Annotated in this window: 20 protein-coding genes and 4 pseudogenes; 12 read left to right on the plus strand and 12 right to left on the minus strand. The window is 52.2% G+C overall.

Annotated features, from left to right (window positions below; translation table 11 throughout):
- Positions 1–57: 57 nt before the first annotated feature.
- From NM96_09835 to NM96_09845, 3 genes are all read right to left on the minus strand, one after another.
- A complete protein-coding gene (locus NM96_09835; GenBank protein ID AVR79584.1) occupies positions 58–1,923 on the minus strand; it encodes an acyltransferase in 1,866 nt (621 codons plus the stop codon).
- A 161-nt stretch (positions 1,924–2,084) separates the two neighbouring features.
- The gene (locus NM96_09840) at positions 2,085–3,083 is read right to left on the minus strand and encodes an iron ABC transporter permease (GenBank protein AVR79585.1); all 999 of its coding nucleotides are present in this window, start codon (positions 3,081–3,083) and stop codon (positions 2,085–2,087) included.
- Positions 3,073–4,047: an ABC transporter permease gene (locus NM96_09845; protein AVR80319.1), complete on the minus strand. Its 975-nt coding sequence runs from the start codon at positions 4,045–4,047 to the stop codon at positions 3,073–3,075. The genes NM96_09840 and NM96_09845 overlap by 11 nt, the downstream gene beginning before the upstream one ends.
- Positions 4,048–4,480: 433 nt before the next feature.
- On the opposite strand from NM96_09845, the gene NM96_09850 reads away from it, so the two are divergent.
- Complete coding sequence (locus tag NM96_09850; protein ID AVR79586.1) at positions 4,481–5,248, plus strand: HesA/MoeB/ThiF family protein; 768 nt, start codon at positions 4,481–4,483, stop codon at positions 5,246–5,248.
- Between the two features lie 214 nt (positions 5,249–5,462).
- On the opposite strand, the gene NM96_09855 is transcribed toward NM96_09850, so the two are convergent.
- The 4 genes from NM96_09855 to NM96_09870 form a co-directional block, all read right to left on the minus strand.
- A complete protein-coding gene (locus tag NM96_09855; protein AVR79587.1) occupies positions 5,463–6,263 on the minus strand; it encodes a cytochrome c1 in 801 nt (266 codons plus the stop codon).
- Positions 6,263–7,786: a cytochrome bc complex cytochrome b subunit gene (locus NM96_09860; protein ID AVR79588.1), complete on the minus strand. Its 1,524-nt coding sequence runs from the start codon at positions 7,784–7,786 to the stop codon at positions 6,263–6,265. The genes NM96_09855 and NM96_09860 overlap by 1 nt, the downstream gene beginning before the upstream one ends.
- An 18-nt stretch (positions 7,787–7,804) precedes the next feature.
- Positions 7,805–8,386 carry a ubiquinol-cytochrome c reductase iron-sulfur subunit gene (petA, locus tag NM96_09865; GenBank protein ID AVR79589.1) on the minus strand — a complete coding sequence of 194 codons (582 nt, stop codon included), beginning with the start codon at positions 8,384–8,386 and terminating at the stop codon, positions 7,805–7,807.
- 122 nt (positions 8,387–8,508) lie between these two features.
- Complete coding sequence (locus NM96_09870) at positions 8,509–9,258, minus strand: Nif3-like dinuclear metal center hexameric protein (protein ID AVR79590.1); 750 nt, start codon at positions 9,256–9,258, stop codon at positions 8,509–8,511.
- 230 nt (positions 9,259–9,488) lie between these two features.
- On the opposite strand from NM96_09870, the gene NM96_09875 reads away from it, so the two are divergent.
- The 7 genes from NM96_09875 (at position 9,489) to raiA (ending at position 15,102) form a co-directional block, all read left to right on the plus strand.
- Complete coding sequence (locus NM96_09875) at positions 9,489–10,427, plus strand: LysR family transcriptional regulator (protein AVR79591.1); 939 nt, start codon at positions 9,489–9,491, stop codon at positions 10,425–10,427.
- 244 nt (positions 10,428–10,671) lie between these two features.
- Positions 10,672–11,208, plus strand: a complete 537-nt coding sequence (locus NM96_09880; GenBank protein ID AVR79592.1) for a phenylphosphate carboxylase subunit delta — start codon at positions 10,672–10,674, stop codon at positions 11,206–11,208.
- A complete protein-coding gene (lptC, locus tag NM96_09885; GenBank protein AVR79593.1) occupies positions 11,205–11,786 on the plus strand; it encodes an LPS export ABC transporter periplasmic protein LptC in 582 nt (193 codons plus the stop codon). The genes NM96_09880 and lptC overlap by 4 nt, the downstream gene beginning before the upstream one ends.
- Complete coding sequence (gene lptA, locus NM96_09890) at positions 11,767–12,297, plus strand: lipopolysaccharide transport periplasmic protein LptA (GenBank protein ID AVR79594.1); 531 nt, start codon at positions 11,767–11,769, stop codon at positions 12,295–12,297. The genes lptC and lptA overlap by 20 nt, the downstream gene beginning before the upstream one ends.
- Before the next feature lie 92 nt (positions 12,298–12,389).
- The gene (gene lptB / locus NM96_09895) at positions 12,390–13,124 is read left to right on the plus strand and encodes an LPS export ABC transporter ATP-binding protein (GenBank protein ID AVR79595.1); all 735 of its coding nucleotides are present in this window, start codon (positions 12,390–12,392) and stop codon (positions 13,122–13,124) included.
- Between the two features lie 244 nt (positions 13,125–13,368).
- On the plus strand, positions 13,369–14,721 hold the full coding sequence (gene rpoN / locus NM96_09900; GenBank protein ID AVR79596.1) for an RNA polymerase sigma-54 factor: 1,353 nt from the start codon (positions 13,369–13,371) through the stop codon (positions 14,719–14,721).
- A 66-nt stretch (positions 14,722–14,787) separates the two neighbouring features.
- Complete coding sequence (gene raiA / locus NM96_09905; GenBank protein ID AVR79597.1) at positions 14,788–15,102, plus strand: ribosome-associated translation inhibitor RaiA; 315 nt, start codon at positions 14,788–14,790, stop codon at positions 15,100–15,102.
- A gap of 183 nt (positions 15,103–15,285) precedes the next feature.
- On the opposite strand, the gene NM96_09910 is transcribed toward raiA, so the two are convergent.
- Positions 15,286–16,133, minus strand: a protein-coding gene (locus NM96_09910; protein ID AVR79598.1) for an IS630 family transposase whose coding sequence is annotated in 2 segments (ribosomal slippage) — positions 15,286–15,818 and positions 15,818–16,133 — 849 coding nt in all. Because the reading frame shifts where the segments join, the coding sequence is not laid out codon by codon here.
- 49 nt (positions 16,134–16,182) lie between these two features.
- On the opposite strand from NM96_09910, the pseudogene NM96_09915 reads away from it, so the two are divergent.
- The 3 genes and pseudogenes from NM96_09915 (at position 16,183) to NM96_09925 (ending at position 17,161) form a co-directional block, all read left to right on the plus strand.
- Positions 16,183–16,281 (plus strand): annotated as a pseudogene (locus NM96_09915) (formate dehydrogenase).
- Between the two features lie 272 nt (positions 16,282–16,553).
- Complete coding sequence (locus NM96_09920) at positions 16,554–16,994, plus strand: hypothetical protein (GenBank protein ID AVR79599.1); 441 nt, start codon at positions 16,554–16,556, stop codon at positions 16,992–16,994.
- A gap of 80 nt (positions 16,995–17,074) precedes the next feature.
- Positions 17,075–17,161, plus strand: a pseudogene (locus NM96_09925) (transposase).
- A 52-nt stretch (positions 17,162–17,213) separates the two neighbouring features.
- Here the strand turns inward: NM96_09925 and NM96_09930 are convergent.
- The 4 genes and pseudogenes from NM96_09930 to NM96_09945 all read right to left on the minus strand — a co-directional run bounded on the left by NM96_09930 (position 17,214) and on the right by NM96_09945 (position 20,240).
- Positions 17,214–17,957, minus strand: coding sequence for an ABC transporter ATP-binding protein (locus NM96_09930; GenBank protein AVR79600.1), 744 nt, complete (start codon positions 17,955–17,957; stop codon positions 17,214–17,216).
- A gap of 1 nt (position 17,958) precedes the next feature.
- Positions 17,959–18,891: an iron ABC transporter permease gene (locus tag NM96_09935; GenBank protein ID AVR79601.1), complete on the minus strand. Its 933-nt coding sequence runs from the start codon at positions 18,889–18,891 to the stop codon at positions 17,959–17,961.
- Between the two features lie 227 nt (positions 18,892–19,118).
- On the minus strand, positions 19,119–19,907 hold the full coding sequence (locus NM96_09940) for an ABC transporter substrate-binding protein (protein AVR79602.1): 789 nt from the start codon (positions 19,905–19,907) through the stop codon (positions 19,119–19,121).
- 85 nt (positions 19,908–19,992) lie between these two features.
- Positions 19,993–20,240, minus strand: a pseudogene (locus NM96_09945) (hemin transporter).
- Between the two features lie 83 nt (positions 20,241–20,323).
- Here NM96_09945 and NM96_09950 point away from each other — a divergent pair.
- Positions 20,324–20,428, plus strand: a pseudogene (locus NM96_09950) (filamentous hemagglutinin).
- Positions 20,429–20,462 lie beyond the last annotated feature (34 nt).

The following is a 20,462-nucleotide window of genomic DNA, read 5'->3' on the forward strand; positions in this document are numbered from 1 at the left end:
CGGTATCCTTTTGCTTTAAAGAGGTCGTCTGAATCTGTTTTCAGACGACCTTTGTGCTTATTTCAACAGGGTGCGTTTATCGTTGATAAACATTTCGGCAATTTTACTTGAACCGAACGGGTTGAGGTGGTTGGTATCGAAATACACCGGCAGCCCGTCTATAAGTTTGTCCGCGGGGATGTACTGCATAAAGTCCACCCACTGCACGCCGCGGTGCTGCTTCACGATTTTTTCGACTTCGTCTTCCGACTTGGCGGAATCGCGGACTTCTTCTTTTTTATCCTCTGAAACATAATTGATGTCGATGCCAAGCTTTTGTCTCAGGTAATAACGCCGCAACGGCAGCTGCCCGTCCATGGGCGTATCGGCCAAAACGTACACTTTTTTGCCCGCCTTCACCAAATCCTCCAGCATTGTGTTGAACCGTTCCAAAAATTCCGGTTTGGCGGTATGGAGGAACCAGCGTTGCGAAATGATGATGACAGGATAGTCTTTGGTTTTTTGTTCGATAAACCTGTTATACGGATTGCAGCGGTCAGCGCGGCGGTCGCTGTCGGGCAGGGTAAATCCAAACGCGGTGGCGCAGCTGTTGGACGTAATGACGTCTGCCGACCAGCCTTCTTTTTTGCCGACAATGTCGAGGAACGGGCTTAAATGGGCGGCATGTGAGTCGCCGATGACCAAAACTTCAGGTTTTTGGTTTGCCGCGCCGACGGCGCAATCGGTTTTAGTCAGCGTGTCCGCGCAAATTTTGCTTTCATCGGCTTTGTACAAACTGCTTTCAAACGCGGCGGGTTTGGCGGTCATCAGGTAGGTTGCCGCAGGAATCAGCAGCGCGAAATAAGCCACCATGCTCCATTTGAATTTCGCCGTCGTAAAATTCTTCGCCTTCCGCGCCGGTGTTTCCACAAAATAATAAGACAATACCGACAACAGCAGCATGATGATGACAGCCAATGCCGATGCGGCAAGCGGAAGCTGCGCGTCCATATAGATGTAACGCATCATCGCCAACACCACCCAGTGCCACAAATACAGCGAATACGAAATCAGACCGACAAACACAACCGGCTTGAGGCTCAACAGTTTGGACGTATTGAAACCTTCCTGCATCTGCAATGATTTGCCCGAGTAAATCAAACCGCCAACCGCCGTACAGCAAAGCAGCCGTTCGATGTTTCCCGCACCGGGCAGGACGCCGTAGGGCAGCACCAGCGTCACGGCGATGACCGCCATCATCAGCCATCCGAATAGCGGCGTACTGGCTTTGTCGTTTTGTTCGGCGGGCGGAATAAAGGCAAAAAGCGAACCGACCAGCAGTTCATAAGCGCGCACATGCGGCAGGAAATACGCCTCCATGCCCAAAGTCGGCAACAGCGCGGAAAACAGGCTGATGACAATCAGCAAAAGGATAAACGTCCGCACATTGCGCCGTTTGCTGAGACGGAAAAACAAAATCAGCAACGCGGGGAAAATAAAGTAAAACTGTTCTTCCAACGACAGCGACCAAATGTGCTGCAACGGCTTTTCCGTCGCATCCGCATCAAAATAGCCGCCGCGGCGGGCAAAGAACAGGTTGGCGGCAAACAGCAAGGCATAGACGGCGGATTTGACGTATTGGCGCAAATCGAAAGACAAAAAGAAAATGGCGGCAACGACCGTCGTGCAAAGCAATACACAGGCAAAGACAGGCAAGATGCGTTTGGCGCGGCGTTTGTAAAACTCGAGAAACGAAAAACTGCCGTCGCGAATCTCGCGGCTGATAATGGTCGTAATCAAATATCCCGACAACACGAAAAACATATCCACGCCCAAAAAACCACCCGGCAGCCATTGGGGATCGATATGAAATACGATGACGGATAAAACGGCCAATGCCCGTATCCCGTCCAAATCAGGACGGTATTTCAACACTTTACTCATAACTCATATCTGATAGTAATCTCAGTGATGTTTACTATGAGTATAAACTCAATATTTAGTTTCACGCCCCCTATTAAATTTAAAGGGTGTACAAAATCAAAATACAGTCTGGAAATGATGAATTACCGCCTGAATTCAGGCTGGAAAAGTTTTCAGACGACCTACCGCTTGCGTTTCAGCACCAAATATAAAAACACCAGCCCGCCCGCAAATTCAACCACTACGCTCAACACCGCCTTCATGCCGAGCAGGTGTTCGAACACGGTTTGCCCGCCGACCAGCAGGATGCCGCCGACGCACACCGTCATCGGCAGCCGCACGCTATGGCGCACGCTCGGGGCAAAATGGTTGGCAAGCGCGGCAGCCAGCAGTCCGAAGAAGCTGACCGGCCCGACCACCGCCGTCGCCGTCGCCACGAGCGCGGCAATCCAAAGCAACAGCCACAAAGTATTGCGCGTGTAGTTTATGCCCAAATTAATCGTTTGGTCGCGTCCCAAAAGATGGACGTCCAGACGGTGCCGCTCGCGCCAAACCACCACCGCGCTCGCCAGCAGAATCAGCGCGCCCACGCCCAAAAGCTCGCTGTGGACGGTATTGAAGTTCGCAAACATATTCGCCTGCGCCGCCGTAAATTCCTCCGGATCAATCATGCGCGTCAACAGCGAAGAGAGGCTGCGGAACAAAATCCCGAAAATCACGCCGATCAAAATCATGCGCGACAAATCGCGTCCGCCCTGCCGGATGAGCGTGTAAAACAAAAGCAGCGAACCGCCCATCATCATCACCAACTCAAAGCCGAACTTGCCCGTCAGCGGCAGCGACGTATAGCCCACCCCGCCCAAGGCAAACAGCAAAAGCGTTTGCAAAAACACATACAGCGAATCGAAGCCCAAAATCGAAGGTGTAAGGATCGGGTTGTTCGTCAACGTTTGGAAAAGCTGGGTCGAAACCCCGACCGCATACGCCACCAGCAGCAAAGCCGCCAGCTTGGTCAGCCGCAGCTGCAACACAAAATCCCAATCGCCTTGGATGTTCAAAGTCAGGAACAAAGTGCAACACGCCAGCAGCAAGACAAACGCCGCCCACAGCGGACGGGAAGAACCCTGCATAAACGCAACCTTGTTCGAGCGAAGCGCGCTACGCTTGTTTTCAGACGACATGGGCAGGCTTCCTCAACAAAATCCACAAGAACAACACCGTACCCAACACACCGAACACGGTTGAGACCGGAATCTCAAACGGGAACACAATCACGCGTCCCAAAATATCGCACAAAAGCACCAGCGACGCACCGAGCAAAGCCACCGCAGGCAGGCTTTGGCGCAGCTTGTCGCCCATCAGGCGGCTGATGATGTTCGGCACGACCAGCCCGATAAACGGAATATTGCCGACCGTGACCAACACCAGCGACGTAATCAGCGCGACAATCACCAAACCTACCCACAACACCGCCGTCCGGTTCAGACCTAAATTCACGCTCACCGTCTCGCCCAAGCCCAAAATCGTCAGCTGATCGGCAATCAAATACGCCGCCAACGCCAAGCCGCCCGTCAGCCACAACAATTCGTAACGCCCCAACAGCACGCCCGAAAAATCGCCCTGCTGCCACACGCTTAACATCTGCATCATCTCAAACTCATACGCGATAAACGTCGCCACCGCCTCGATAACGCCGCCGAAAATAATCCCTACCAGCGGCACCATCAACTGCGCCGTCGGTGGCAAACGGCGTATCAGCATCATAAACACCAGCATCCCCGCCAACGCCGCCGCAGCCGCCACCGACATTTTCGCCGTCAGCCCGGCAGCCGGAAACATCAGCGTCATCACCAACACACCCAACGCCGCGCTCTGACTTGCGCCCACCATAGACGGCTCGACAAAACGGTTGCGCATCAAAATCTGCATAATCATCCCCGCCACCGCCATCGATGCCCCCGTCAGCACAATCGCAAACGTGCGCGGCAGGCGGCTGACCAGCATCAATTCCGTGCTGTCAGACAAAGTCCAGCGAAACACATCCGCCCAGCGGAAATCGCCGACGCCCACCGACAGGCTGACGAGAAACAGCACCGCCAGCACAAAGCAGTTGATTAAATTTAAAGATAAAGGTTTGACGGACATAAGGAAAAAATGTGAAATATTTAAAACACGGCAACAGCCATGTTCGGCAATGTAATGCATCTTCGCCCTCTTACAGCATGAGAGGACACTTTGAATTTCGGCGTCTTTTAAAACAATCTCATCATAAATACCTCATCGCTTCAGGATATGGCAAAGGACAAAATTGCTGTTATGGCAATCAAGGTCGTCTGAAAATAAATCAGGCAACACCTTAATAAAATTCTGATACAAACCAAAAATCGTGCTAACGATAACATTTACTACAAAAAGAGACAATATTTATTCGAATAATAACCATTCTTGATGAAAACAAAGTTTGCCGGCATAGAATCCCATTAATAGGAATCTCCGTTTCCGCACAAATCTACTGTATCTTTCCAAATCCCATTTGCTATAAAATTCCCCGATACAACCTCTTTCAGACGACCTCATCATGAACGACCACCAACTGCTCCGTTACAGCCGCCACATCCTTCTCGACGAAATCGGTATCGAAGGACAGGAAAAAATTCTTGCCGCCCGCGTCCTCGTCGTCGGCTGCGGCGGGCTGGGCGCGGCAGCACTGCCGTACCTTGCCGCATCAGGCGTTGGCAAACTCATCATCGCCGACCACGACGCCATAGACGATACCAACCTCCAACGCCAAACCACCTTCACCGAAGCCGACATCGGACAAGCCAAAGCGCAAGTGATGGCAGGTCGTCTGAAAGCCGTCAACAGCGCGTGCGACATTACCGCACTGACCGAAAAACTGGACGAAACCCGCCTGACCGAGCTCATGCATACCGCCGACATCGTCCTCGACTGCACTGACAACTACCCCACCCGCCAAGCCATCAACCGCGCCGCCGTCGCCACCCGTACCCCGCTGGTTTCCGGCGCTGCCGTGCGTTTTGAAGGACAAATTGCCGTGTACCGTCCCGATTTGCCTGACAGCCCTTGCTACGCCTGCCTGTTTGACGGAGATACCGCCGATGACGGCGCTTGCGCCCTGTTCGGCGTATTTTCCCCGCTGGTCGGCATCATCGGCGCGACCCAAGCCTCAGAAGCCCTTAAAATACTCACCGGCGCAGGAGAACCGGCACACGGCAAACTGAAAACTTACAACGCGCTGACCGGCAAATGGCAAGAATTCCTCTTCACTCACAATCGTGACTGCAATGTATGTGCAAAACCTGAATCAGACGAGCCGTGCAGATGATTGCTTGAATACTTAACTTAGGTTCTATGGTCAGTTTAAACAAACATTAAAAACATTATCAGCCACCATTTCCTGCCGACTCATCATCACTGCCACACGGTAAAGGTTGAAAGGTCGTCTGAAATTATCCGAAATGTGCAAAGTCCAAACTATTAATTCTTTAATCATAAAAAAGGGCAAACCCGATTGGGTTTGCCCTTTTTCATTACAAGACTTAATGAACGTCTCTCCAATATTCTTTTTTCAGGAAGTATGCCAGAGGCAGCATTACTGCAAGCAAGAACATCAATACGATATAGCCTGTACGTTTGCGCTGGAGTTGCGCCGGTTCACCCATGTAAACCAAATAGTTCACCAAATCGCGTACATAAGCATCGTACTCTGTTTGGACGACTTTGCCGTTTGGCAAACGACGGCTGTGTGCGCCGGTAGATTCCCAATAGAGCTTGGGTTTCAATTCGCCATGTTCGTCTTTCACCATGACCGGCTGACCTTTGGCATCCAGCTCAACCGCTTGAACGCCTTGTTGCTCCCACAAGGGGTGGGGCATGCCGACTTTGTCGAATACGACGTTGTTCCAACCGTTCGGACGGGTCGGGTCTTTATAGAAGCCGCGCATATAGGCATACAGATAATCCGCGCCTTTAGAACGGGCAATCAGCGTCAGATCCGGAGGAGCCGCACCAAACCATTTGGCAGCATCTTTAGGATTCATCGCCGCCAACATGACATCACCGACGTTGTCTGTCGTAAACATCAGGTTTTTCTTGATTTCTTCGTCAGTCAAACCGATGTCTTTCAGACGGTTGAAGCGCATACCGCTTGCCGAGTGGCAGGATAAGCAGTAGTTGGTGAAAATTTGAGCACCGCGCTGCAAGCTGACTTGGTCGCGCAGGTCAATCTCGACTTTTTCATAGTGTCCGCCACCGCTGGCGACGGCGGCACTCATAGGCACTGCCAACAACAAGGCAGCAAACCAGTTTTTCAGGGTATGTTTCATTTTCGCTGCCCTCATCAGATATTGGTTGCAAACAGGTAAGCACCGATGACGGTAATACCGATATAAACAAAGAACATGATTTTTTGTTTAGTGGTGCTCATGGTTACACGCTCAGGCGTAGCTTTTTCGCTATTAAACGCATTCAGGAATGGAATAGCTGCAAAGAAAACTGTGTAAGCCAGAACGAATGCCTTAACGATGTTATTTGGCAAGACTGCAACTAAATACAGGTTATAAATAATTAAAGCTGCATAAACAAACAGACTGATTAAATATTTAATACCACCAGCTTTTTCAGCCAACCATTTAGGATTTGTATGCAACGGCATACCGATGAAGAACAAGAAATAGAATGCACTGAATGCACGAGCAAAAGCTGTACGAGTATCATCTGCTACCAATGCACCCAGAATTCCCAAGCCGATAAAAGATACAACAAACAACGCCAACATTACTTTGAAAGAGTTGTTGCGGTAACGAACAGATTTTACAGGTGACTTATCCAACCAAGGCAACAAGGCAATCAATACAACTGCTGCACCCATGCCGATTACACCCCATACCTGAGTACCTGCCATCGAAGGAATCGCACGCAAAATAGCGTAGAACGGGGTGAAATACCATACCGGCGCAATGTGCGGCGGTGTTTTCAGCGCATTTGCCGCGTCAAAGTTCGGGGCTTCAAGGAAGTAGCCACCGCCTTCGGGAGCGAAGAACAATACGGAGCAGAAAACAATCAGGAATACGACAACGCCCAAGATGTCTTTGACGGTGTAGTACGGATGGAAAGGAATGCCGTCGAGCGGAACGCCGTTTTCATCTTTGAGTTTCTTGATTTCCACGCCGTCAGGGTTGTTTGAACCCACTTCGTGCAGGGCGATGATGTGTGCCACGACCAAACCGAGCAACACCAGCGGTACGGCAATAACGTGCAGTGCGAAGAAGCGGTTCAGGGTAACGTCGGAAACGTTGAAGTCGCCGCGAATCCAAGTGGACAAATCAGGACCGATAACAGGGATGGCAGAGAACAGGTTAATAATCACCTGCGCGCCCCAGAAGGACATTTGACCCCAAGGCAACAGGTAGCCCATAAAGGCTTCGGCCATCAATGCCAAGAAAATCAGGGAACCGAAAATCCACACCAATTCGCGCGGTTTTTTATACGAACCGTAAATCAGGCCGCGGAACATGTGCAGGTATACGACGATGAAGAAGAAAGATGCGCCTGTGGAGTGCATATAGCGGATAATCCAGCCACCGGACACGTCGCGCATGATGTACTCTACTGCGGTAAAGGCAGCAGGCAGGTGATAGGCATTCAGGTTGCCGTCCGGTTTGTAGTTCATGGTCAGGAAGATACCGCTGACGATTTGAATCACGAGGACGAGCAGAGCCAAAGAGCCGAAGTAGTACCAGAAGTTGAAGTTTTTCGGCGCGTAGTATTGAGCCAAATGCTCATTCCACATTTTAGACAGAGGGAAACGAGCGTCCGTCCAGTCTAACAATGCTTTTGCTTTGCTATTGGTTTGGTTTGCCATAATTATCGTTCCTTATTTTTAGTCTTCGCCTACCAAGACTGTCGTATCGCTCAGATATTTGTAGGGCGGAACAACCAGGTTGGTCGGTGCAGGAACACCTTTATATACGCGGCCTGCCATGTCGAATTTCGAACCGTGGCAAGGGCAGAAGAAACCGCCTTTCCAGTCTGCACCCAAATCCGCAGGGGCAACGTCGGGACGGTAGGTCGGCGAGCAGCCCAAGTGGGTACAGATACCGATGGCTACAAGGATGTTCGGCTTAATCGAACGGGTCTCGTTTTTAGCATATTCGGGCTGTTGATCTGCCTTGGAATCGGGATCAGCAACCGCGCCGTTCAAACTTTTCAGGTCTTTGAGCTGCTGTTCGGTACGGTTAACCACCCAAATCGGTTTACCTTGCCATTCGGCAGTCAACATTTGTCCGGATTCGATTTTGCTGACATCGATTTCGACGGCAGCACCTGCGGCCTTGGCTTTTTCCGACGGGAAAAAGCTTGCCACGAAAGGCGTAGCTACGCCCAAAGCCGCCACACCGCCCGCGCCGCACGTAGCCAGCGTCAAAAAGCGGCGGCGACCGCTATTGATTTCTTGATTATCCATTATTCAGTCGTCCTAAAATTTTGGGAATACCGAGCCATTAAACGATGTAATTCTACCTAGTTTGCCGTGATACTCAAAGCATTATTTAAATTAAGGTAAATTTTCATGACGATTATCAAGGCTTAAGCGGGATTATCTTCGTCGAAATGACAGACTTCCAACTCAAAATGCTGTGCCACGGCTTCGCCCAGGGCGCGGATGCCGTAACGTTCCGTCGCATGGTGTCCCGCGCTGACAAACGCAACGCCTGTTTCATTGGCAAGATGAAACTGCGCCTCCGAGATTTCTCCGGTCAGATAGGCATCAACGCCTTCGTCTATGGTCGTCTGAAAAAATCCCTGCGCACCGCCGGTACACCATGCGATGCGTTTGATTTCGCGCGACATATCGCCGACGGCTACGGGCTGCCGCCCCAACGCTGCAGCAATGTGTTGCAACCATTCAGCCAAAGTCTGCGGCGTTTTCAGACGACCTATATTCAACAGGTTCTGTTCGCCGAACCGCCTTTCGACTTCCCAACCCAACTTATCGGCAAGCTGCGCGTTGTTGCCCAACACTGGGTGTGCATCCAGCGGCAGGTGGTAGCCCGCCATATTGATTTGGTGTTGCAATAATGTTTCGATGCGCACTTTTTTCCAGCCCGTAATCGTTACCGGCTCGCTTTTCCAAAACATCCCGTGGTGCACCAAAAGCATATCCGCGCCTTGCTCCGCAGCAAAATCGACCGCCGCCTTGCTTGCCGTTACCGATGTCGCTATTTTGCCGACTTCCACCCTGCCCTCGACCTGCAAACCGTTGGGCGCATAGTCTTTGAACATGCCGACCTGCAACACCTCGTCGCACCACGCCAAAATATCGTTGCGTTTCGCCATATCATTCCTTTCAACACATAGCGGATTGAATTTCACAGGACAAGACGAAACAACGCCATCTCCGTTTCAAGTCAATTCACCGCATTCATACAAAATCGGACGCACATTCTAACCGCAAACCCTGACGCGCCCAATCCCCATACCGTTCAACATGCGCCCGCATTTACACCCCGGCATGAAATATTTTAATATTGCCTGTTTCAAGAGGTCGTCTGAAAGCGTAAAAACCAATGGATTCCATCATCGAACTGCGCCATCTCAAAACCCTGCTGGCACTCGAAGAAACCGGCAGCGTATCCCTTGCCGCCAAGCGCGTGTTCCTGACCCAATCCGCCCTTTCGCACCAAATCCGCGCGCTTGAAAACTATTACGACACCCCCCTGTTTGAGCGCAAATCCACGCCCTTGCGTTTTACACCCGCCGGCGAACGCCTGTTGAGGCTCGCACGCGAACTCCTCCCGCAAGTTTCCGCCGCCGAGCGCGACCTCGCCCGCATCATCGAAGGCGAAGCAGGCGAATTGCGGCTAGCTGTCGAATGCCACACCTGTTTCGACTGGCTCATGCCCGCGATGGGCGAATTCCGCCCCATGTGGCCGCAAGTCGAATTGGACATCGTTTCCGGCTTTCAGGCAGACCCCGTCGGACTCCTGCTGCAACATCGCGCCGATCTCGCCATCGTATCCGAAGCCGAAAAACAAAACGGCATCAGCTTCCGCCCCCTGTTTGCCTACGAAATGGTCGGCATCTGCGCCCAAGACCACCCGCTTGCCGCCAAAACCGTTTGGGAAGCAGAAGACTTCATCGGTGAAACCCTCATCACTTATCCCGTTCCCGACGAAATGCTCGACCTGCCCAAAAAAATATTGTTACCCAAAGGCATCAACCCACCGCGCCGCCGCAGCGAACTGACCATCGCCATCATCCAGCTCGTCGCCAGCAAACGCGGCATCGCCGCCCTGCCCTACTGGACCGTGATGCCCTATCTCGAAAAAGGCTACGTCGTCCACCGCCAAATCACTGCCAACGGTCTGCAAAGCGAACTCTACGCCGCCACGCGCACCGAAGACGCAGACAAAAGCTATCTCGACAACTTCTGCCAAATTGTCCGCGAACGCAGCTTCGCCGACCTCCCCGGCTTAAGCGAACTGACAATGCCCGGACAGGATTGATGTTTTCTTGAAACAGGGTGTCAAGGCATTCACGCACTTCGATTTCAATATCAAAAGGTCGTCTGAAAACCCAAATCTCAGGTTTTCAGACGACCTTTGCCCGACAGACACATATTATAGAGTTATAAAGCAGCCCCATGACCGTTAAACCGCATTAATCCCCACAAACACAGGCTAACCGTTTTCAGACGACCTTTATGTTAGAATAGGTCGTCTGAAACCTAGCAATCCGCAAGGAAACACTATGCAAACCTTAGACCCCGAGCTGCAACAGCGCGCGGCGCATATCAAGCTGCTGATATTGGATGTGGACGGCGTTTTGACCGACGGCCGCATCTTTATCCGCGACAACGGCGAAGAAATCAAATCGTTCCACACGCTGGACGGACACGGCTTGAAGATGCTTCAGGCAAGCGGCGTGCAGACTGCGGTTATCACAGGTCGGGACGCGCCCTCCGTCGGCATCCGCGTCAAACAGTTGGGCATAAATTACTACTTCAAAGGCATTTCGGACAAACGTGCCGCCTATGAAGAATTGCGTGCGAAAGCGGGCGTAGAAGAAGGCGAGTGCGCCTTTGTCGGCGACGACGTGGTCGATTTGCCGGTGATGGTGCGCTGCGGATTGCCGGTTGCCGTGCCTGACGCGCATTGGTTTGCGCTGCAACACGCCGCCTATATTACGAAACATGCGGGCGGCGCAGGCGCGGTGCGCGAAGTGTGCGACCTGATTATGCGCGCGAAAGGTACGCTGGGCGCGGCTTTGAACGAGTACATCAAATGAAAGTAAGATGGCGGTACGGAATCGCATTCCCTTTGGTACTGGCGGTCGCGCTTGGCGGATTGTCGGCATGGTTGGGGCGCATCAGCGAAATCGACATTGAAGAAGTCAAACTCAACCCCAACCAGCCGCAATATACGATGGGCGGCATAGACGGGCGGCGGTTTGACGAACAAGGTCGTCTGAAAGAACATCTGAGCGCAAGAGGGGCGAAACAATTTCCCGAAAGCACCGACGTACATTTCGAGCTGCCGCACCTCGTCTTCTTCCAAGAAGGCAGCCGGCTTTACGACGTCGGCAGCGACGAAGCCGTGTACAACACCCAAACCAAACAACTCCTGTTCAAACACAACGTCGTCCTGACCAAAGCCGCCGATGCCAAGCGGCAGGCGGGCGTCGTCAAAACCGATCTCCTGCACGTCGACACCGAATCGCAATACGCCCAAACCGACACGCCCGTTACCTTCCAATACGGCGAATCGAGCGGCAACGCCGAAGGTCTGACGTATGACCACAAAAAAGGTTTGTTGAACTTCCCATCCAGAGTGAAAGCCACGATTTATGATACAAAAAATATGTAAGGTATGTGTTTTAACCGCATTTTTCGCCACCGCCCCCGCCTACGCCCTGCAAAGCGACAGCAAGCAGCCGATACAGATTGAAGCCGACCAAGGCTCGCTCGACCAAAACAACCAAAGTACCACCTTTACCGGCAACGTCATCATCAAACAAGGCTCGCTCAACATCCGCGCAGGCAGCGTCAACGTCTCCCGCAACGACAAAGGCGAACAGTTCATGAAAGCCAGCGGCTCGCCCGTCCGCTTCAGCCAGACGCTCGACGACAACAAAGGCACGGTTAACGGACAAGCCAACAACGTAACCTACTCCTCCGCCATCAACCTCGTTACCCTGACCGGCAACGCCAAAGTCCAACGCGGCGGCGATGTAGCCGAAGGCGCAGTCATTACCTACAACACTAAAACCGAAGTCTATACCATCAACGGCAGCTCCAAATCAGGTGCCAAATCCGCCGCCAAATCCGGCAGGGTCAGCGTCGTCATCCAGCCGTCCAGCACCCAAAAAACCAAATAACCCGCATCTGACAACACCAAAGGTCGTCTGAAAACCAACATAGCAAGCCCCAAAAACACATTTTCAGACAACCTCCGAACCAAGAGTCATTTATGAGCGAAAACACCAGCCGCCTCGTCGTTCAAAACCTGCAAAAAAGTTTCAAAAAACGCCAAGTCGTCAAAAGCTTCTCCCTCGAAATCGAAAGCGGCGAAGTCATCGGCCTGCTCGGCCCCAACGGTGCAGGCAAAACCACCAGCTTCTACATGATCGTCGGACTCATCGCCGCCGACGCAGGCAGCGTTACCCTCGACGGACAAGAACTGCGCCACCTGCCCATACACGAGCGCGCCCGCTTAGGCGTCGGCTACCTGCCCCAAGAAGCCTCAATTTTCCGCAAAATGACCGTCGAACAAAACATCCGCGCCATTTTAGAAATCAGCACCAAAGACAAAAGCCGCATCGACGGCGAAGTCGAAAAACTGCTTGCTGACCTCAACATCGGCCACCTGCGCCACAACCCCGCCCCCTCCCTGTCCGGCGGCGAACGCCGACGCGTCGAAATCGCCCGCGTACTCGCCATGCAGCCGCGCTTCATCCTCTTGGACGAACCCTTCGCCGGCGTCGACCCCATCGCCGTCATCGACATCCAAAAAATCATCGACTTCCTCAAATCGCGTGGCATCGGCGTACTCATTACCGACCACAACGTACGCGAAACCCTCAGTATCTGCGACAGAGCCTACATCATCAGCGACGGCACCGTCCTCGCCTCCGGCAAGCCGGACGACTTGGTCAACAACGAACAAGTCCGCTCCGTCTATCTCGGCGAAAACTTCAAATACTGATTTCAAATACTGACCATGACAAACCGCACAATCAATTGTGCGGTTTTTTTAAATGACGAAACCACCCAAAGTAAGTTGACGCATGAAGTGTAAAGTGTTGAAATACACATATCGAATAAAAAACAGCGTTCCCCAAAACGCCAAACACACCATAAAACCTTTTCAGACGACCTCTTTGCCATCGAACCAAACCCGAGGACAAATGCCGTCCGAAATATAAAAAACAATCAACATACATTGCACCATGACCTTACTCGGCCTCAAACTCAGGCAGACCCAACAACTCAATCAACGTCTGCAACAATCCCTGCGCATCCTGCAAATGTCCGGCATCGAACTCGAACGCGAGGTCGAAGACTGGTTGCAGGACAATCCCCTGCTCGAACGTCCCGAAACCGACGAATTTGCCGACGCAGAGTTCAATCACGGCACCACCATACCGCGCAGCAACCACCTCGGCGGCGACGATGCCGAAGACGCGTGGCTCAACATCGCCAAAGAAGAAGATTTCAACCAATACCTGCACTCCCAAGTGTGCGAACACCCCCTTTCCGACAAAGAAGCCGCCTACGTCCACATCCTTATCGACTTCCTGGACGACCAAGGCTATTTCACCGACAGCATTCAAGACCTTATCGACAACACACCCTTGGAATGGATGCTGGACGAAGACGAACTGCAAAACGCCCTCGACCTTTTGCAGACCTTCGACCCGCCCGGCGTTGCCGCCGCCGACCTGACCGAATCCCTGATGCTCCAACTCATGCGCCTGCCCGCCAGCCCCGCGCGTCAGGCGGCCGCCCACCTCATCCAAAGTTCGCTGCACGATTTGGGCAAAAACCGCAAACAAAACATCATCCGCTTCCGCAAACTCTTTCCCGAAATCGACAGCGAAACCATAGAAGCCGCACTCGACATCATCGCCACGCTCAACCCCTACCCCGCCTACGGTTTCGCCTCCTCCGAACCGACCGCTTACATCCAGCCCGACGTTTGGGTCAAAGAAGGCAAAGACGGCTGGAAAGTCATCGGCAACGAAGCTGCCTGGCCCAAACTGCAACTCAACCGCGAATACTGTGAACTCATGAAATCCGCAGAAGACGGCGCACCCGAGTGGAAAGAAAAAATCAACGAAGCCAAGCAGCGCATCGACTCCCTCGAACTGCGCAAAAGCACCGTCATCCGCCTTGCCGAATACATCGTCAAAAATCAGGAAGACTTCTTCATCTTCGGCGAAATCGGACTCGCGCCCATGCTCATGAAAGACGCAGCCGCCGAATTGGGGCTTGCCGAAAGCACCATTTCGCGCGCCGCCAACCAAAAATATTTGTCTTGCCCGCGCGGACTATTTGCGTTACGCTATTTCTTCACACAGGCAGTCAATTCCGAAGGCGACAAAGAAGGCCTGAGCCAAGGCGCGATTAAAGCCGTTTTGGGGCAGATTATCGAAAACGAAGACAGCAGCAAACCCCATTCCGACGAAACCCTTGTCCGCCTCCTCAAACAACAGGGCATAGACATCGCCCGCCGCACCGTCGCCAAATACAGGGAATCGCTCGACATCCCGCCGGCACACAAACGCAAACTTACCGAATGACAGTTTTAAACCGCAGTTTTCCCGTTCCGTTTCTGACGGACTGAACCCCACCGAAGGAGCTGTATTATGAATCTGAAAATCACCGGTCTGAATTTCGACGTTACCGAGGCCATCAAAAACTACGTTTCCGAAAAATTGGAACGCATCAACCGCCACGCAGCCAACGCCATTTCCGTTACCATCACCCTTTCTGTGGAAAAACTCAATCAACAGGCTGAAGCAGACATCCATCTGGCGGGCAAAGACCTCCACGTCGAGGCCGTTGAACAAGACATGTACGCCGCCATTGATGTTCTGATGGACAAGCTCGACCGTGCAGTGCTGAAACATAAAGAAAAAAGCGGCGATGTCCGCAACACGGTAAAACCTGCCGCAGAATAGTTCACAATCCTAAAGGTCGTCTGAAAACCTATTTTCAGACGACCTTTACATTAAATTTCCTTTTGCGGTACCAACCCGCACATCACCCAATCTCATCAACTCGCTTCTGAATTTCTTACCCATAGTGGATTGAATTTAATAGAACACGGCAAAGCCGCCCCATTCCATTATAGTGGATTATAGTCAATTAAAATCAAAATAGGACAGTAGCGCATCGTCAAATCGGGCGTAATCAGACAATACGGTTCGCAGATACCGCTTAATATTCGCCCACACCTTCTCAATCGGGTTGAGCTCAGGTGAATAAGGTGCAAGAGGCAATACCTTATGTCCCCATTTTTCCGCCATTTCCCGTAAAACACCCATACGGTGAAATCGTGCATTATCTAAAATAATCACCGATTTTTGAGTCAATGCAGGCAGTAGGCATTGCTGAAACCACGCTTCAAAAAAGACTCCGGTCATCGTATTTTGATAAACCATCGGAGCAATCAGCCGGTTGCCGACTTGTGCGGACACCAGAGATAAGCGTCGGTATCTTTTTCCACTTATCTGCGCTTTCACTATTTGCCCTTTCTGGCTGCGGGCATAGGGACGGAACAGGTAGCGGTCAAATCCTGTTTCATCCAAATAAACACGTTGGTAGTCGGAAAATTCGGCCAGCTGTGTCAAATAATGCGTTACTTTGGCCGGGTCTTGTTCTTTGTAAGTGGTGGTCTTTTTTTGCGCGTCATCCCCATCTGTTTGAGTGCATAGCAAACGGCGGCTGGCGTACAATCAAAATGTTTGGCGATTTCATGCAGATAGGCATCCTGGTGTTGCTCAACATATTGAGCCAGTTTTTGCCTATCCAATTTGACGGCATTTAGACCGGTAACTTGATGTTTTAGGCTGCCTGTTTGTTTTTTAAGGCGAATCCACAGGTAAAGCGTGTTTCTTGACAAGTTAAATGTTGCTGCGGTTTGGCTGATGTTTTTGCATTGTTCGTAATAGTTTAAAGCTTTGTTTCTTAAGTCCGCAGAGTATGCCATGGTTAAACCTTCAAAGTTGAGTATTGTACTATTTTGTTTTTAATTGACTATAAAATTGCAATGATACGGCGTTGCCAACGCCCTTATGTACTACCCGTACACGGCAGGCGTTGCCGCCTTGTCTCATTTTTATTTTAATCCACTATAAAACCCATCCACATATGACCCAAAATCCAACACATCCCACCTCAATGCCTTATCCCGCCACCCGCCCACTTGCATGAAAACGGAATGAAAGATAACATTCCCCTCCTTGCAGCTGGGATAAAATATATGTTGCAATCGCCGGGCAGTCGGGTAAAAGTGCAAAATGATTCCACACAGCGTCACCGCTTTAACATTCAGCACATTTTAAAACATTAGAAATTAAAACCGCCCGCTGCCGACCTATTCATTTACTTTCATTCAGGTAGTTTATTCATGGATCAAAATAACACTCCATACCCTAATGTACCCAACGACACTGCTGTCATGACCGTCAAGGATTGGATCATCACATTCCTGATACTCGCCATTCCTATCGTAGGCCTTGTCATGATATTTGTCTGGGCATTTGGGGACGGTAACAAAAACCGCAAACACTTCATGCAAGCTTATTTGTGGCTTATGCTGGTTTGTTTCATTATCATGATTCCACTAGTATTTTTTGTAATGACACGCTTTCCTGCCGCAGTAATGCAGCAACAAAATTTTGGGCAGCCTGCATATGAAGCACCAATGAACAACATGCCTTCTGAAAAATTTGATACCAACAGCCTCCCTGAGCAAGAACCATCTGCCGACGACATGTCGGAACAAGAAAACGAAGCTGCCTCAGAAGTTTCTGAAGAAGTTCCCGAAAACGCCGAAGCTGCCCAATAATCAGAATTTGCCCCGGCAAGTCAAAAGGTCGTCTGAAACAGATTTCAGACGACCTTTTAGCATGAATCAATACTGACTAATATAGTGGATTAAATTTAAATCAGGACAAGGCGACGAAGCCGCAGACAGTACAGATATTACAGCAAGGCGAGGTAACGCCGTCCTAGTTTAAAGTTAATCCACTATAACTCACGATACACCCGCTTTTCAGACGACCCCTCACAAAGTCTCCGCCTGAAACCACGTTTTGCTGTTGGCGGTGCATTCGAGGATGCGCCAGTCGTAGGTTTGGCTGAGGCGTTCGGCGTGCATGATGTCGGCGGTTGCGCCTGCGGCGGTGATGCTGCCGTTTTTCATCAAGGTGATGTGGCTGGCGTAGTGGGCGGCGAGGTTGAGGTCGTGCAGCACCATGACGACGGTCATGCCTTGTTCGGGCAAGGTGGTGAGGTGCTGCATCAGGCTGTGTTGATAGCGGACGTCGAGATGGTTGGTCGGTTCGTCGAGGAAGAGGACTTCGGCATCCTGCAACAGCGCGCGGATGACGGCGGCGCGTTGCTGTTCGCCGCCGGAGAGGGTTTGGATGCGTTTGTGTCGCAGGTCGGCGAGGTCGAAATGCTCGAGCAGGGATTGGGCGCGTCGGGTGTCTGCCTGTTTGGGTCGCCGATACCAGGCGAGTTGGGGGTATCGCCCGATGAGGACGTATTCGGAGAGTGTCATGGGGAGGTTGAAATGTTCGTGTTGCCCGACCCAGGCGATTTTATGCTGTCTGAGCGCGTCCTTCATGGGTGCTCCACACCAGCTTGCTTGCGGATGGTAGAGGAACTGTTTGAGCAGGGTGGACTTGCCCGCGCCGTTGGGGCCGATGACCGCGCTGACGGCGCATTTTGGAAATTCGGCGCGTTCCAAAGACAGGATGGTGCGTTTTCCGGCTTTGACGGTGCAGTTTTCGATGAGCAATGCCATGTCAGCTCCTTTGGTCTTTGACAATCAGCCACAGGAAAAACGGTCCACCCAAAATGGCGATGACGATGCCGACAGGCAGGTCGATGGGGTACACCACCCAGCGGGCAAACGTATCGGCGAGCAACATGAAAATCGAGCCGACGGCGGCGGACAGGATAATCAGGCGGGTGCGCGATCCGCCGACCACCTGCGCCAATACGTTGGGTATCATCATGCCGACGAAACCGATGATACCGCCGAGCGAGACGGCGGCGCCGGTCATCAAAGCCGCGCCGATGATGGTTGCCACGCGTGTGGCGGCGACGCTGATGCCCATGGTGTGTGCGGTTTCGTCACCCAAAAGCAAATAGTCGAGACGGCGGCCGACGGCGGTCAACACGACCAAGCCCGCCAGCATCACGCCGCCTGCGTAAGCCGGCGAAACAAAACCTGCTTCGGAGAAGCTGCCCGAGAGCCAAATCATGGCGCTGCGTAATGCCATGTCGTCTGAAAGGAAGAGAATCAGGCTGACCAACGCGCCGCACAAAGCGCTGACCACAAAACCCATGACCAACAGCCCCAGCTTGCCGCCGCCGACCAGACGGTGTCCGAGCAGAATCAGGATGCAGACGGCAAACGCGCCCGCAAATGCCGCCAGCGGTACGGCGATGTTCCAGCCCATCGCAATCGCCAGCACCACGCCCATCGCCGCGCCGCCCGACGTACCGATCAAGCTCGGGTCGGCAAGCGGGTTTTCAAACAATGCCTGCAACGCCGCGCCGCTGGCGGAAAGTGCCGCGCCGACCAGCAAAGCGACAAAAATACGCGGCAGGCGGATTTCCATCAGCACGGGATCGGCGGCAAGCGGATTGCTCCAGCCGCCCTCGCCCACTCCGGCGCAAAACCAAATCAGAAACAAAGATAAAACCGGCAACACCGGAAGCCATTTTTTCATGTTGTGATTCTTTGAAGAGTATTTCGGCAGCGGCTGCGAAACGCCGACGGATCCGTCGTTGCCCGTTTTCAGACGACCTGTTCACAATAAACGAACGCAGAACGCTGCTGCCTTCATGTGCATCTGTTCCGAAACAACGACGGCAAAAGAAGGTCGTCTGAAACCGACAAAAAGCCGGATTGCCCATCTGACTTCGCGTCATCACGCCACTTTCAGACGACCGCGCCTTATTTCCCTAAATCGTGCAGCTTGCGGACGATGTCGGGTGTGTAGAGGCCGTAGCGCATATAGTCGTCCGCCTGCCAGAACAAGATGCGTTTGTTTTTCCCGGCGGGGCTGGAAGCGATTTCGGGGCGCGTCATGATTTTGTCGAGGCCGCCGAGGGCTTTTTCATTGTGTTTGGCGATGATGATGACGTCAGGTTTCGCATTGAGCCAGCCTTCGCGCGAGAACGGTTTGAGTCCGTCCACCGAAGCCGCCGCGTTCGTCCCGCCGGCTAAGCGGATAAGCACGTCGCCGACAGTATTTTTACCCGCAACATAACGGCCGTCGTAGCTCAAGATGTAGCGTTTGCCGTTGGCAGGCTGCGCCTTGATGCTGTTTTTAAACTGCTGCACCAAAGCCTGCGCCTGCTTTTCCTTGCCCAACAATTTGCCGATGCGGACGAAACTTTGCTGGTATTGCTCCAGCGTTTCGTTTGAATTGACGTTTTCCGCTTTGACACCGGCGCGGCTGAGTTGGGCGTAAATGCCGTCAGGTTTCGCCATCCAGCTTCCGATGACCAAATCAGGCTTTTTGGCGATGATGGGTTCGGCGGAGAAATTGCGGTAAAAGCCGATGGACGGCGTGTTTTTATAGGCGGGGTTGCGGTTGAACTCGTGGATGCCGACGACTTCTTTGTCTGCACCGAGTTTCGCGGCGATGTCGGCAACGTCGGGGGTCAGGATAACGACGCGTTGCGCGGCGGCATGGGCGGCAAGCAGGGTCAGGACGGCGGCGATGATGTGTTTTTTCATGATGTTTCCGTATGGTTTGCGGGGTTTGGAGGTCGTCTGAAAACCGATGACAAGGTTTCAGACGAGGTGTTTGTTCAAAGAAAGATTACAGCCCGTACGTTTGGCGCACTTCGGCAATCAACGCGCGCCATGCTTCGGATTCCGCTTCGGCATCGGCAGGTCTGCCAAACAGTTGCAGCAACAAATTGCGGCGGTCGTCATAGGCCTCGATGCTGTGGACAATGCCGTTGCTGCCCGGACGGCGGAAGAACCAAAGTTCGGCGAGCTTGGCATCGTCGAGAGTTTGGTATCGTCGAGGAAGATATCTAGAGATTTAATGATATAGATTATCATTTTATTTCAATTTAAGGTCAACCTTCATCAAAAAGTAACGAAAAATCAAAGCAAATTGAGACAATGCCGCCTCGGTTTAATGAGACCTTTGCAAAATTCCTTTTCCCCCGACAACCGAAACCCCAAACACAGGTTTTCGTCTATTTCCGCCCCTAATTGCTCCTGATTTTACCCAAATGCCCCCTTAATCCTCACCGGATACCCCATAATCAGGCATCCGGG

Origin of the sequence: Neisseria mucosa, from assembly GCA_003028315.1 — a bacterium.
Classification (GTDB): Bacteria; Pseudomonadota; Gammaproteobacteria; order Burkholderiales; family Neisseriaceae; genus Neisseria; species Neisseria mucosa.

What these genes read in the sequence shown, in the direction of transcription:
- NM96_09845 (AVR80319.1), bottom strand. Translation starts at nt 4,047, where the DNA reads ATGTCCGTCAAACCTTTATCTTTAAATTTAATCAACTGCTTTGTGCTG.
- NM96_09940 (AVR79602.1), bottom strand. Translation starts at nt 19,907, where the DNA reads ATGAAAAAACACATCATCGCCGCCGTCCTGACCCTGCTTGCCGCCCAT.
- petA (AVR79589.1), bottom strand. Translation starts at nt 8,386, where the DNA reads ATGGATAATCAAGAAATCAATAGCGGTCGCCGCCGCTTTTTGACGCTG.
- NM96_09840 (AVR79585.1), bottom strand. Translation starts at nt 3,083, where the DNA reads ATGTCGTCTGAAAACAAGCGTAGCGCGCTTCGCTCGAACAAGGTTGCG.
- rpoN (AVR79596.1), top strand. Translation starts at nt 13,369, where the DNA reads ATGACCTTACTCGGCCTCAAACTCAGGCAGACCCAACAACTCAATCAA.
- NM96_09930 (AVR79600.1), bottom strand. Translation starts at nt 17,957, where the DNA reads ATGGCATTGCTCATCGAAAACTGCACCGTCAAAGCCGGAAAACGCACC.
- lptB (AVR79595.1), top strand. Translation starts at nt 12,390, where the DNA reads ATGAGCGAAAACACCAGCCGCCTCGTCGTTCAAAACCTGCAAAAAAGT.
- NM96_09875 (AVR79591.1), top strand. Translation starts at nt 9,489, where the DNA reads ATGGATTCCATCATCGAACTGCGCCATCTCAAAACCCTGCTGGCACTC.
- NM96_09870 (AVR79590.1), bottom strand. Translation starts at nt 9,258, where the DNA reads ATGGCGAAACGCAACGATATTTTGGCGTGGTGCGACGAGGTGTTGCAG.
- NM96_09935 (AVR79601.1), bottom strand. Translation starts at nt 18,891, where the DNA reads ATGAAAAAATGGCTTCCGGTGTTGCCGGTTTTATCTTTGTTTCTGATT.
- NM96_09835 (AVR79584.1), bottom strand. Translation starts at nt 1,923, where the DNA reads ATGAGTAAAGTGTTGAAATACCGTCCTGATTTGGACGGGATACGGGCA.
- NM96_09855 (AVR79587.1), bottom strand. Translation starts at nt 6,263, where the DNA reads ATGAGGGCAGCGAAAATGAAACATACCCTGAAAAACTGGTTTGCTGCC.
- NM96_09860 (AVR79588.1), bottom strand. Translation starts at nt 7,786, where the DNA reads ATGGCAAACCAAACCAATAGCAAAGCAAAAGCATTGTTAGACTGGACG.
- lptA (AVR79594.1), top strand. Translation starts at nt 11,767, where the DNA reads ATGATACAAAAAATATGTAAGGTATGTGTTTTAACCGCATTTTTCGCC.
- NM96_09880 (AVR79592.1), top strand. Translation starts at nt 10,672, where the DNA reads ATGCAAACCTTAGACCCCGAGCTGCAACAGCGCGCGGCGCATATCAAG.
- NM96_09850 (AVR79586.1), top strand. Translation starts at nt 4,481, where the DNA reads ATGAACGACCACCAACTGCTCCGTTACAGCCGCCACATCCTTCTCGAC.
- lptC (AVR79593.1), top strand. Translation starts at nt 11,205, where the DNA reads ATGAAAGTAAGATGGCGGTACGGAATCGCATTCCCTTTGGTACTGGCG.
- NM96_09920 (AVR79599.1), top strand. Translation starts at nt 16,554, where the DNA reads ATGGATCAAAATAACACTCCATACCCTAATGTACCCAACGACACTGCT.
- raiA (AVR79597.1), top strand. Translation starts at nt 14,788, where the DNA reads ATGAATCTGAAAATCACCGGTCTGAATTTCGACGTTACCGAGGCCATC.